The sequence below is a fragment of the Umezawaea sp. genome (assembly GCF_057122925.1).
The window spans coordinates 1-12213 of sequence record NZ_DBNGPQ010000140.1 but is presented as its reverse complement, the minus strand read 5'-3'; the positions used below and the strand labels follow the sequence as shown (position 1 = coordinate 12213).

General features: G+C 72.3%; 12 protein-coding genes and 1 pseudogene. 10 read left to right on the top strand and 3 right to left on the bottom strand.

Features of this window, described 5'->3' with window-relative positions:
• Window positions 1-22: 22 nt before the first annotated feature.
• Window positions 23-697: a response regulator transcription factor gene (locus tag AC156L_RS31635; RefSeq protein ID WP_330879206.1), complete on the top strand. Its 675-nt coding sequence runs from the start codon at window positions 23-25 to the stop codon at window positions 695-697.
• Window positions 697-1971, top strand: a complete 1275-nt coding sequence (locus AC156L_RS31630; RefSeq protein ID WP_330879208.1) for an ATP-binding protein — start codon at window positions 697-699, stop codon at window positions 1969-1971. The genes AC156L_RS31635 and AC156L_RS31630 overlap by 1 nt, the downstream gene beginning before the upstream one ends.
• Window positions 1972-2048: 77 nt before the next feature.
• Here AC156L_RS31630 and AC156L_RS31625 read toward each other — a convergent pair whose 3' ends face one another.
• The 3 genes from AC156L_RS31625 to AC156L_RS31615 are packed head-to-tail and all read right to left on the bottom strand — an operon-like array spanning window position 2049 to window position 5501.
• Complete coding sequence (locus AC156L_RS31625; RefSeq protein ID WP_330879209.1) at window positions 2049-2603, bottom strand: GtrA family protein; 555 nt, start codon at window positions 2601-2603, stop codon at window positions 2049-2051.
• Between the two features lie 35 nt (window positions 2604-2638).
• Complete coding sequence (locus AC156L_RS31620) at window positions 2639-3196, bottom strand: GtrA family protein (RefSeq protein ID WP_330879255.1); 558 nt, start codon at window positions 3194-3196, stop codon at window positions 2639-2641.
• Between the two features lie 34 nt (window positions 3197-3230).
• On the bottom strand, window positions 3231-5501 hold the full coding sequence (locus tag AC156L_RS31615; protein WP_330879210.1) for a sigma-70 family RNA polymerase sigma factor: 2271 nt from the start codon (window positions 5499-5501) through the stop codon (window positions 3231-3233).
• Window positions 5502-5649: 148 nt separating this feature from the next.
• Here AC156L_RS31615 and AC156L_RS31610 point away from each other — a divergent pair, with 148 nt between their 5' ends.
• The 8 genes and pseudogenes from AC156L_RS31610 to AC156L_RS31575 form a co-directional block, all read left to right on the top strand.
• Window positions 5650-6417, top strand: a complete 768-nt coding sequence (locus AC156L_RS31610; RefSeq protein ID WP_330879211.1) for a nucleotidyl cyclase domain-containing protein — start codon at window positions 5650-5652, stop codon at window positions 6415-6417.
• 184 nt (window positions 6418-6601) lie between these two features.
• Window positions 6602-6994, top strand: a complete 393-nt coding sequence (locus tag AC156L_RS31605) for a GntR family transcriptional regulator (protein WP_330879212.1) — start codon at window positions 6602-6604, stop codon at window positions 6992-6994.
• Window positions 6991-7848, top strand: a complete 858-nt coding sequence (locus tag AC156L_RS31600) for an ABC transporter ATP-binding protein (RefSeq protein ID WP_484407551.1) — start codon at window positions 6991-6993, stop codon at window positions 7846-7848. The genes AC156L_RS31605 and AC156L_RS31600 overlap by 4 nt, the downstream gene beginning before the upstream one ends.
• Window positions 7845-8795: a hypothetical protein gene (locus AC156L_RS31595; protein WP_330879214.1), complete on the top strand. Its 951-nt coding sequence runs from the start codon at window positions 7845-7847 to the stop codon at window positions 8793-8795. Before AC156L_RS31600 ends, AC156L_RS31595 begins: the two co-directional genes overlap by 4 nt.
• Before the next feature lie 44 nt (window positions 8796-8839).
• Window positions 8840-10039 carry a 5-(carboxyamino)imidazole ribonucleotide synthase gene (locus AC156L_RS31590; RefSeq protein ID WP_330879215.1) on the top strand — a complete coding sequence of 400 codons (1200 nt, stop codon included), beginning with the start codon at window positions 8840-8842 and terminating at the stop codon, window positions 10037-10039.
• On the top strand, window positions 10036-10524 hold the full coding sequence (gene purE, locus AC156L_RS31585) for a 5-(carboxyamino)imidazole ribonucleotide mutase (RefSeq protein WP_330879216.1): 489 nt from the start codon (window positions 10036-10038) through the stop codon (window positions 10522-10524). The genes AC156L_RS31590 and purE overlap by 4 nt, the downstream gene beginning before the upstream one ends.
• 100 nt (window positions 10525-10624) lie before the next feature.
• Window positions 10625-11803: an acyl-CoA dehydrogenase gene (locus tag AC156L_RS31580; RefSeq protein ID WP_484407549.1), complete on the top strand. Its 1179-nt coding sequence runs from the start codon at window positions 10625-10627 to the stop codon at window positions 11801-11803.
• A gap of 115 nt (window positions 11804-11918) precedes the next feature.
• Window positions 11919-12213 (top strand): annotated as a pseudogene (locus tag AC156L_RS31575) (hypothetical protein); the annotation flags it as partial.

Here is a 12213-nt window from a genome sequence, read left to right as displayed (position 1 = left end):
TGCCAGGCCTAGGGTGGGTTTCGTGAGCGTGGTCTTGTTGGCCGAGGATGACCCGGCGATCGCCGATCCACTGTCCCGCGCGCTTCAGCGCGAGGGCTACGCCGTGCACGTCGTGAACGACGGGCCGAGCGCGCTGGAACTGGCCGTCGCCGGGGGCATCGACCTGCTGGTGCTCGACCTCGGACTGCCGGGGATGGACGGTCTGGAGGTGTGCCGAAGACTCCGGTCCGGCGGGCGCGGCGTGCCCGTGCTGATGCTGACGGCCCGGTCGGACGAGGTCGACTTCGTCGTCGGGCTGGACGCGGGGGCGGACGACTACGTCGCCAAGCCGTTCCGGCTGGCCGAGCTGATGGCCCGCATCCGGGCCCTGCTGCGGCGGCGGGCTCCGGGAACGCTGGAGGTCAACGGCGTGCGGATGGACCTGGCCGCGCGGCGGGTGACCGTGGACGGGCGGGAGGTGCAGTTGGCCAACAAGGAGTTCGAGCTGCTGCGGGTGCTGATGCAGCGGTCCGGGCAGGTGGTGAACCGCGACGAGATCCTGTCCGAGGTCTGGAACGACCCTGAGCTGAAGGGCAGCAAGACGCTGGACATGCACATGTCGTGGTTGCGCCGGAAGCTCGGCGACGGGACGTTGAAGTCGGTCGAGAAGCGGATCGCGACCGTTCGCGGTGTCGGCTTCCGGTTCAACGCGGACTAGTGCGCACCCGGATCATGCGGGCGATCATGCTCGCGGTCGCCGTCACCGGGTTCGTGCTGGGCATCCCGTTGGGGTGGTCGGCCTTGCAGCTCGTCGACGACGGCGCCCACTCCGACCTGGCCGCGAGCGCCCGGCGGATAGCCGCCGCGCTCGACGACCAGATCGCCGCGGGCTCGCCCGTCTCGTTGGAGACGGTGCAGGTCGCGATCCCGCAGGGCGCCCACCTGTACGTCCGCTCGAACTCCGGCGAGCAGGAGCTGGGCCCGGACCTGGGCTCGGACGTGCTGTCGGAGGAGGTGCCGATCGCGCAGGGCGGGATCGTGCGGCTGGAGATGCCGTCCGGTCCGATGCGCACCCAGCAGGCGCAGGTCGCGGTGTCGGTGCTGCTGCTGCTCGTGCTGTCCGTCGCGACCGGGACCGTCGTCGCCACGGTCACCGCGCGGAAGCTGTCGCAGCCGCTGGGGCACGTCGCGGCGCGCGCCGCCAGGCTGGGGGCGGGGGACTTCCGCAACGACGACCGGCGGCACGGCGTCGCCGAGCTGGACCTGGTGTCCGAGGCGCTGGACACGTCCGCGGCGGCGTTGGCGCTGCTGGTGCAGCGGGAGCGGGAGCTGGTCGGCGACGTGTCCCACCAGCTCCGGAGCCGGTTGACGGCGTTGCAGCTGCGGTTGGAGGCGTTGGCCGACCACGACGAGCCGGAGACGGCCGCCGAGGCCGGGGCGGCGCTGGAGCAGGCCGAACGGCTGGCCGAGGTGCTGGACGAACTGCTCGCCGCCGCGCGGGCCGCTCGGTCGGTGGACGCGGAGCCGTTGGACCTGCGGGCCGAGCTGACCGCCATCGCCGAGGAGTGGCGGGAGCCGCTGAAGGGTGAGGGGCGGGCGCTCAAGGTGCGCGTGCCGGAGGGGATGCTGGCCCGCGCCACACCGGGGCGGCTGCGGGAGGCGATCGGGGTGCTGCTGGACAACGCCCTGCGGCACGGGGAGGGGTCCGTGGTGCTGTCGGCTCGCAGTGACGAGTCGGCGATCGTGGTGGAGGTGAGCGACGGGGGTGCCGGGGTGCCGGACGAGCTGGCCGGGCACATCTTCGAGCGCGGGGTGTCCGGGGGCGGGTCCACGGGGGTGGGGTTGTCGTTGGCCAGGGCCCTGGTGGACGCGGACGGCGGGCGGCTGGAGCTGTCCACGGCTCGGCCTGCCACGTTCTCGGTGTTCCTGCCCGTGCCCAAGGCTCAGGACGTGGTGGGGGTGGCCTGGCGCACGGACCACTCGCCCCGGTGAGTTGTCGTGGTCTCGCGCCGGTGGGTGCGGGTCGGGTGCGCGTGCCTGCTCGGTCGGTCCCAGCCCCACCCCCAGCCCTAGCTGTGGCCCAGGCCCTCCACGTCCTCCGCGATCTCCGCCGGCGTTCCCTGGCCCTTGCGGGGGCGGGCGTCTGCTTCTGGGAAGACCCACTTCTTGTAGCCGTACCAGCGGAAGGCCATCGCGATCAGCGTGCCGATGATCTGGGCGCTGGCGAAGTCGGCGACTTCTTCCACCAAGCGGCTCACGTGGGGCTCTTGCAGGTCGAAGAGGTAGCGCGAGACGTAGAGCGGTAGCGAGTTCAGGGCGATGCCCACGCCGTTGATCAAGAAGAACAGCAGGGCCTCGTGGTGGCGTTCGCGGCCACCCCTGGTGCGGAACGACCACTCGCGGTTGAGCACGTACGACACGATGGTGGCCACCAGGGTGGCGATGATCTTCGCGGTGACCGGTTTGTCCGTGAGGACGGTCGACTTCAAGCCGATGAAGATGGCCGTGTCGATGATGAAGCAGGTGCCTCCGACCACGGCGAACTTCAGGAGTTCGCGGTGCTTCAGGGCCAGCGAGCGGAACGGTTCCGGGAACCGGAGGACCACATTTTCGACTACGGACACCCAAGCAGTGTACGGAGATCGGCCTAAGACGCAGGTCAGGCCACCTCGCGGTCCTCGGTTCCGGTCACCACCCGCAGCCGCCTGGTCGCTCGGACGACATCCGGGCGGGCGTCGGCCTGGGGGAAGACCCACTTCCTCATGGCCCAGAACTTGAACGCGGTCGCGACGAGCATGCCGATGATCGAGCCGCTGGCGAAGTCGGCGATCTCCTCGGTGACCAGCGAAACCGCGGGGTGCTGGAGGCCGAGGAGGTGGCGTGAGATCCAGAGCGGCAGCAGGTTCAGCCCCACCGAGGCGCCGCTCACGAGGAAGAACAGGGCTGCCTCGTGGTGACGTTCGCGACCCCCGCGGGTGTGGAACGACCACTCGCGGCTCAGCACGTACGACGCGATGACCGCCACCAGGATGCCGATGGCCTTGGCCGTGACGACCTTCTCCTGGAGCACGGTGAGCTTCAGGGCGTACCAGACGCCGTTGTCCACGAGGAACGTTGTTCCGCCCACGACCGCGAACCTGATCAGCTCGCGGTGCTTGTTCAGCAGGAAGCGGAGGGGTTCCGGCAGACGGCCCAAGGCCCGGCGTACGGCTGGCAGCACCGGGGCAGTTTACGGATGCGTGATCGACTGACTACGGAGGGGTCTGGCAGTAGCCCGGCAGCAGGTCGCCCAGCGCAGGCGGCCACCACGGGGGCCTGGGGTGGCACGGCGGTGTCGTCGGGGTGGGCGGGGGTGTGCTGGTGGGCGGCTGCGTCGTGGTCGGCGGGGGCTCGGTGGTCGTGACCGGCGGCGGGGTCGTCGTGGTGACGGGCTCCTCCGGGACCGTCGGTTCGGCGGGCCGGGTCGTCGACGGGTCCGTGGTGGCGGGCGGAGTGGTGGCCTCGGGCTCGGTGCTGGTGGTGGTCGTGGGTGGGACCGTCGTCGTGGTGGTGGGGGGCGTGGTCGGCGGGTCCAGCGGTGGGTGCACGGGTGGGTGGCCGCCGGGGAGCAGCGAGACCGGCACGTCGACGGTCCTGGTCGCCGTGCCGAGGGTGGCGGTGACGCGCACGGTGCCGCCGCGGAACGGCAGGCCGAACGCCCACGCGGACATCCGGTAGGTGCCGTCGCGCTGGAGCTCGGCGCGGCACTCGACGCGGTGCGGCCGGACCGAGCAGCCCGTGTGCGGCGCGACGAGCACGATGTCGTCGTCGGTCGTGAGGGTGAGCGTCATCAGGCCCGCGTTCGTGCCGGTGTTGCGCACCGTCACGTCCAGGCGCGGGTCCCAGAACAGCTCGTGCCACTTGCCGACGGTCAGGGTGAGGTCGTCGCGCACCGGCTGGACCTCGACGGTGACCGTCACCTGGACGGACAGCGTCGCGCCCGCGGTGACCGTGCCGGTGATCACGCCACCGGTGCCCGAGCCGTCGGCCTGGAGGTTGAAGACGAACGTGGCCGTGCCGCCGGGGGCGATGCCCCGCGTGGTCGCGCAGGCGACGACGCCGGTGCCCGCGGGGCAGGTGACCGACTGCTCGGGCACGCCGTCGAGGGCCAGCAGGCGGGCGCCGCCGAACGAGCCGACGGGGCCGACCGAGCGCACGCCGGGCGGCAGGGTCAGCGCGGTGCCTGCCGGTTCCGACGCGGACTCGCCGGTGTTGCGGATGGTGATCGGCAGCGCCTTGGGGGCCTCGCCGGGGACGAGCGTGAACCCGCTGGGCACCGTCGGCACGAGGGTCGCTGGTGTCGGCCGCGGCGGTTCGGCGGGGGGCTCGGCCGGTGGCGTGGGAGCCGGGGCGGGGGCGGGGGCGGGCGGAGCCGGTGACGGCGGGTCCGGCCGCGGCGCGGGGGCGGGTGGTGGGACGGCGGGGGGTGGTGGCACGACCGGCTGCGCGGGCGGGGGCGGCACCGCGGGCTGGCTGGTCACGACGGGGGGCGGTTCGGCGACGGCCGGGAGTTCCTGGCCGCCACCGGCCGTCAGGCCGATCGCGACGGCGACCGCGAGCGCTGCGCCCGAGGCGGCCACGCCGAACAGCTGCCGGGGCAGCGAGCCCAGCGCGCCCGCCGCGCCGCCCGCTCCGGCGGCGCCCGCCGCCGCCGTCACGGCGACGGCCTTGCCCGCTCCGGCCGCGGCCAGGTAGCCGGTGAACCCGATGCCGAGGACCAGCGGCGCGACGACCGCGCGCAGCGAGCCGTTGACGTCGACCAGCTCAGCGGCCAGCGCGCGGCAGCGGTCGCACTCGTCTAGGTGGGCTTCGACCTGGGTGGTCTCGCGCTTGGACAGGCCGCCGCGGGTCCACGCGCCCAGCTTGTCCACGGTGGCGCGGCAGCGGTCGGACGTGGACTCGGTCAGGTGCACCTGGAGGTAGGCCTGGCGCAGGCCCTCGCGGGCGCGGTAGGCGAGCGCGGACACGCCGTTGGCGGTCAGCCCGAGGAGCGGGGCGACGTCGGCGGGCGACTGGCCCTCGATCTCGGTGTGCCACAGCACCGTCTGCCAGCGCTCGGGCAGCCTGGCGAACGCCTGCGCGGCCATCGACCGCTCCAGGCCCGCCACGGCGGTGTCGCTGAACGGCACGCTCACCGCCTCGGTCGACACCCCGGACACGGCGGAGACGTCGTCGGACAGCTCCACCTTCTTGTCGCGGCGGGTCTTGTCGTAGGCGGTGTGCCGCAGAGCGGTCAGGAGGTAGGCGCGGAAGGCCGAGTCCGGACCCCGGCCACCACGGAGAGTGTCCAACACCTTGGCGAACGCCTCGGACACCAGATCGTCCGCCTCGGCCGTGGAACGGGCGAGCTGGCGGGCCAGGTTGTAGGCCGCCGAAACGTGGCGTTCGTACAGCTCGCCGTAGGCGTCGATCTTCCCGCCGCGCACGGAGCCGATCAGCTCCGCGTCGCTCGGTCCCTGGACGTCAGCAGGAACGGTCGCCACGTATTTCCTCCCTCGCAGCGGCCAGTGTGACTCACGACGTAGCGCTGCGTCACCTCAAGGCCCTCGACTGGTTGGGTGAAATCCCGTCACGGAGCACCGCCCGCCGCGTCCCGTCGTAGTGAACCGACCGGGAGGGGAGACGACCCACGTGGCTGTCGCACAGGCGGAACGCGTCTTGAAGTCCAGGTGGCGCACGGCCAGCCTCGCGGCGGGCTGGGCCTTCCCCGGCGACTGGCAGCTGCGGGAGGTCGACGAGGTCTGCGCCGCGATGGTCGACACGATCGACCCCGACGACGCCCTGATCAGGCTCGGGCGGGCCCGCGCCGAGGCCGGTGCGGGTCTCGGGGAGACCCTGCTCGACCTGGCCGCGCTGCACGCGGTCCTCGACGGCGGTGGCGGCATGGTCGCCCCGGACGTCGACGCCCTGCCCGCCCGGATGCTGCGGCTGACCGCGTCGGGCTGGGCCGACGTCCTCACCGAGGAGGCGGTCGACCGCGGCGCGGAGGACCCGCTGACCGGGCTCGCCACCCGCGGCTACCTGCGCACCCGGCTGGGTGAGCTGTACCGCGAACCGGTGGCCCCCGACGAGGGCTACGCGCTCGTGCTGGTCGCGCTCGACCTGACCCGCGCCACCGGCTGGTCGCGCGTGGTCGCGATGACCCTGCTCTCGGACGTGCTGCGGGTGGTCTTCGACGGCGGCGAGACCCTGGCGACGATCGGCCCGTCCGTCGCGGTCGTGCTCACCCGCCGCGACGCGTCGCTGGCGCAGCGGATCTCCACCCTGCGCGTGCTGGCCGCCGACCGCCTGGCCGTCGACCCGCACGTGAGACCCACCGGTCCCGCCAAGGTCTGGTCGGAACACCTCCCCGCGACCCACCAGGACGCGTGCGCGCTCATCACCGCACTGGCCCGCTGACACCGCTCGCGGGGGCGATGACCCACCGGGTGCTGCACCCCCTGTCCAGCACCTCCCACCCCGCCCGGACGCCCGTCGCTCCTCGGAGCGGCGGGCGTTCGCCGTTGCCGGCCTTGACACGTGATCAAGTGATCCAGTTAGCTAGTGTCTTAGTCGAGTAACACAATTGTTCGAGGAGGGTGGCGTGGTCGAGTTCCGCATCGACAAGGCGAGCGGGCTCCCGGCGTACCTCCAGCTCGTCCGGCAGGTCCGGGAGGCGTTGCGGCTCGGCTGGCTGGAGCCGGGGAACCGGCTTCCGACGGTTCGCGACGTCGTCGCGAGCAGCGGGGTGAACGCGAACACCGTGCTGAAGGCCTACCGCGAGTTGGAGAGAGCGGGCCTGGTGGAGGCGAGGCAGGGCTCGGGGACGTTCGTGAGGGCCACCCTGGGATCGGTCGGTCCCGAGGTGATGGAGCGGCTGCGCACCGGGCTGGTCGGCTGGGTCGACGAGGCGCGCGCGGCCGGACTGGAGAACGAGGACATCGACGCGCTGGTCGGGTCGGTGCTCGCCGAGGGGGAGAGGATCGAGGTGCCATGACGACCGCCGTGGTGGGAACCGCAGGCATCGCCGTGCGGGGGCTGGGCAAGAGGTACGGGAGGTCGGTGGCGCTGGAGGACTGCACCTTCGACCTGCCCGCGGGCAGGGTCGCCGCGCTGGTGGGTGCGAACGGCGCGGGCAAGACGACGCTGCTGACCGTCCTCTCCGGACTGTTGAGGGCGGACGCGGGGCGGGTGTCGCTGCGGCCGGACGAGCGGGTGGCGTTCGTGTCGCAGGAGAAGCCGGTGTACAAGCACCTCACGCCCGTGGAGATGCTCCGGCTGGGTGCGCGGCTGAACCTGGTCTGGGACCAGGCGCGGGCGGAGGCGTGGCTCACGCGGTTCGGCGTTCCGCTGGACCGCCGCTGCGGGAAGCTCTCCGGTGGGCAGCGCACGCAGGTCGCGCTGGCCGTGGCGATCGGGTCGCGGCCGACGCTGCTGCTGCTCGACGAGCCGCTCGCGGACCTGGACCCGTTGGCGCGCACCGAGGTGATGCGCGAACTGCTGGGCGAGGTCGCCGAGTCGGGCACGACGGTGGTCCTGTCGACGCACATCGTCACCGAGCTGGCCGGTGTCGCCGACCACCTGCTGCTGCTGGCGCACGGGAAGCTGCTCGTCGGCGGCGACCTGGACGAGCTGCTCGCGTCGCACGTGATGCTGGTGGGACCGAGGGCCGCCGCACCCCCGGTGGAGGGGGAGGTGGTGTGGGACAGGCACTTGGACGGCCAGTCGCTGTTCCTGGTGAAGACGCCGTCCACGCCCGCGGTGTCCGCGCCGTGGGTGGTGCGGCCGGTGACGTTGGAGGACTACGTGCTGGCGCAGCTGTCGGTCACGCGCAAGGGGGGATCGGCATGACGACGACGCTGACGAGGCCGAGGGTGACCACGGGCGACCTGCTCCGGGTGGCGTGGCAGAGGCACCGGGCGCTGGTCCTGGTCTCGACGGTCCTGGTGGTCGCCGCCGCGGTGACGATCGCGTTCGCGGGGGCGAGGACGGACGCGGTGCTGGGGTCGCTCCCCGGCTTCGTCCTCCGGGTGCTCTGGGAGCCCAGGGACGTCAACCTGCTGTTCGGGGCGGCCGTCGCGGTGTTCTGGGGGGCACCGCTGGTGGCGCGCGAGCACGAGGCCAGGACGGCACTCGTGGCGTGGGGGCAGGACGTCCCGCCCGGTCGCTGGCTGACCGGTCAGGTGGCGCTGCTCGGAGCCGTCGCGTCCTGCCTCGCCGCGGTGCTCTGGCTGGCCGAGGTGCAGCTCGTCGACAAGATCCGCGAGCTGAGCGACGACCGGCTCTACCAGCCGTTCACGACCTGGTTCGAGGTCGCTCCGCAACTGCTGGTCTCCTACGCGCTCTTCGGGTTCGCCCTCGGTGCGGCGACGGGCACCCTGCTCCGGCGGACCCTGCCGTCGATGGCGGTCGCGCTGGTCGTGTTCGGCGGCGCGCGGCTCGCGGTGATGGAGTGGGGGCGCGAGCACTTCCTGCCACCGGTGCGCACGTTCGAGCCGTGGAGCGACGACCACAGGTCGCAGGTGACCGACCACGCGCTGTACGTCGACAGCGGGTACGCCGACGCGAACGGCGTCCCGATCGACTACCAGGACGCCTGGGGCTGCGGCGACCGGGTGGGATCGGCGGGGCAGCTCGACTGCCTCAAGGCCAACGGGGTGGCGGGCCACTACGCCGACTTCCAGCCCGTGGACCGGCTCGACCTGTTCCGGTGGATCGAGGCGGGGGTCTTCCTCGTCCTCGCGGCCGGGCTGCTGGCGCTGGCCTGGTACTGGGTCGGGCGGGCCCGTCGGGTGTAGCCGGTGTCGGGAGTCCACGTTTGTGCAGGTAGAGTGACCGTCCCGTGGACTCCCGTACCGGCCTTCCCGTTGTCGGAATGATCGGCGGCGGCCAGCTCGCCCGCATGACCCACCAGGCGGCCATCCCGCTCGGCCAGTCGTTGCGCGTGCTCGCCGTCTCCGACTCCGATCCCGCCGCCCTCGTCGCACGAGACGTCGTGCTCGGCACGCACACCGACCTGGACGCGCTGCGCGCGTTCGCCAAGGGCTGCGAGGTGGTCACCTTCGACCACGAGCACGTGCCCGGCGAGCACCTGCGGACGCTGGTCGCCGAGGGGGTGAAGGTGCACCCCGGTCCCGACGCGCTGATCCACGCGCAGGACAAGCTGGTGATGCGCCGCAAGCTCTCCGGACTCGGGCTGCCCGTCCCGCCGTTCGCCGAGGTGGACGCCCCTGCGGACGCGCTCGCGTTCGGCGCCGAGCACGGCTGGCCGTGCGTGCTGAAGGCCGTGCGCGGCGGCTACGACGGCAAGGGCGTGTGGATGTTGAACACGCCGCACAGCGCGCAGACCGTGGTCGAGGAGCTGCTGGCCGCGGGCACGCCGCTGATGGTCGAGCAGTGCGTGCCGATGCGCCGCGAGCTGGCCGCGCTGGTGGCGCGCTCGCCGTTCGGCCAGGGCGCCGCGTGGCCGCTGGTGGAGACCGTGCAGTCCGACGGCATCTGCGTCGAGGTCCTGGCGCCCGCGCCGTCCGTCGACCCCGGTGTCGCCGAGGCCGCGCAGGAGCTGGCGCTGCGCGTGGCCGACGAGCTGGGCGTCGTCGGGCTGCTGGCCGTGGAGCTGTTCGAGACCGCGGACGGCGTCGTGGTGAACGAGCTGGCCATGCGCCCGCACAACTCCGGCCACTGGACCATCGAGGGGTCGCGCACCTCGCAGTTCGAGCAGCACCTGCGGGCCGTCCTGGACTACCCCCTCGGCGTGACCGACCTGGCTGCCCCCGCCGTCGTGATGGCCAACGTCCTCGGCGCGGCCGACGCCCCGAAGATGGGCCCCGACGAGCGGCTGCACCACCTGTTCGCCCGGTTCCCCGACGCGCACGTGCACCTGTACGGCAAGGCGGAGCGGCCGGGCCGCAAGATCGGCCACGTGACGCTGCTCGGGGACAGCATGGACGCCGTGCGCGAACGGGCGAAGCTCGCCGCGCACTGGCTGTCCGACGGCGTGTGGCTGGACGGGTACGACATCCACGGAGGGCAGCAGCAGTGACGCAGGTCGGCGTGATCATGGGAAGCGACTCGGACTGGCCGGTGATGAAGGCCGCCGCCGAGGCGCTCGCCGAGTTCGACGTGCCGTACGAGGTCAGCGTGGTGTCGGCGCACCGGACCCCGCAGCGGATGATCGACTACGCGCGCTCGGCCGCAGGCCGTGGCCTCAGGGCGATCATCGCGGGAGCGGGCGGCGCGGCCCACCTGCCCGGCATGGTGGCCTCGACCACGGTGCTGCCGGTCATCGGCGTGCCCGTGCCGCTGAAGTACCTGGACGGCATGGACTCGCTGCTGTCGATCGTGCAGATGCCCGCGGGCATCCCGGTCGCCACGATGGCCGTCGGCGGCGCCCGCAACGCGGGTCTGCTGGCCGTGCGCATCCTCGCCGCGTCCGATCCGGCGCTCCAGGAGCGCGTGGCCGCGTTCCAGGCGGACCTGGAGCGGATGGTGCTCGACAAGGACGCGGCGCTGCAAAAAGCGCTCTGATCGGCGGACGGGTGCCTTCCGGCGTGTCGAAAGGCACCCGTGCGCGGGGATGTGAACGCGCGCTAACATCGTCCCAGTAGGCCCTACTGGGAGGTAACAAGTGGACCCGAGCTTCGGCACGTACCAGCTCGCCGAGGAGCACGACGCGCTGCGCGAAGCCGTCCGCTCGCTCGCCGACAAGGAGATCGCGCCCCACGCGGCCGACGTCGACGAGAACGAGCGCTTCCCGGTCGAGGCGCTCAACGCGCTGGTCAAGTCCGGTTTCGCCGCCGTGCACGTGCCCGAGGCGTACGAGGGCCAGGGCGCCGACTCCGTCGCCACCTGCATCGTCATCGAGGAGGTCGCGCGCGTCTGCGCGTCGTCCTCGCTGATCCCGGCGGTCAACAAGCTCGGCACCATGCCGATCCTGCTGTCCGCGTCCGAGGAGCTGAAGCAGCTCGTCATGCCGACCATCGCCTCCGGCGAGGCCATGGCGTCCTACGCGCTGAGCGAGCGCGAGGCCGGTTCGGACACCGCCTCCATGCGCACCCGCGCCCTCCTGGACGGCGACCACTGGGTGCTCAACGGCACCAAGTGCTGGATCACCAACGCGGGCGAGTCCACCTGGTACACCGTCATGGCGGTCACCGACCCCAAGGCGGAGAAGAAGTCCAACGGCATCTCCGCGTTCGTCGTCCACAAGGACGACCCCGGCTTCGTCGTCGGTTCCAAGGAGCGCAAGCTCGGCATCAAGGGCTCACCCACCCGCGAGATCCACTTCGAGAACTGCACCATCCCGGCGGACCGGATCATCGGCGAACCCGGCACCGGCCTGAAGACCGCCCTCCGCACCCTCGACCACACCCGCCCGACCATCGGCGCGCAGGCCGTCGGCATCGCGCAGGGCGCGCTCGAAGCCGCCATCGCGTACGTCAAGGACCGCAAGCAGTTCGGCAAGGCCGTGGCCGAGTTCCAGGGCGTCCAGTTCATGCTGGCCGACATGGCGATGAAGATCGAGGCCGCGCGCCACATGGTCTACGTCGCCGCAGCCAAGGCCGAGCGGGGCGAACCCAACATCGGCTTCATCACCGCCGCCGCCAAGTGCTACGCCTCGGACGTGGCGATGGAGGTCACGACCGACGCCGTGCAGCTGTTCGGCGGAGCGGGCTACACCCGCGACTTCCCGGTCGAGCGGATGATGCGCGACGCGAAGATCACCCAGATCTACGAGGGCACCAACCAGGTCCAGCGGATCGTGATGGCACGTCAGCTCCTCGCCGGCGTGCAGTCCCAGCTCTGACGGCCGACCGCAGGTCCAAGGTTTTTCCAACCTGGTCCACCGAGGGTGTCGCTGCAGGTCACGCCTCGTGCAGCGCTGCGCGGGCACCTCCGCCCCTCGGTCCCCGGAGCTTCCCATGACGGTCGACAGCCAACCCACGTCCCCGCAGTCCGCCCGCGTCTCTCGTCGAGGTGTGCTCCGGGGGTTCACCGGAGTCGGCGCGGCCGCCGCGATGGGCGGCGTCTGCCCGTTCACGGGCGCCGCGCCGGCCAACGCCGCAACCGTGGCGTTGAGCACGCCGGGCCGCGCCGCTGGCCACGCCGCGTTCCAGCGGGGGCTGGACATCGCGGTGAAGCTCGGGCGCTCGACCGAGGGCCGCTACGGCCTGATGTTCAAGAGCCTCAAGGCCTATGCCGTCCCCGACGACATGC

Excerpts from the sequence above, each read along its gene's own strand:
- AC156L_RS31600 (WP_484407551.1), top strand. The coding sequence starts at position 6,991 with ATGACGACCGCCGTGGTGGGAACCGCAGGCATCGCCGTGCGGGGGCTG.
- AC156L_RS31595 (WP_330879214.1), top strand. The coding sequence starts at position 7,845 with ATGACGACGACGCTGACGAGGCCGAGGGTGACCACGGGCGACCTGCTC.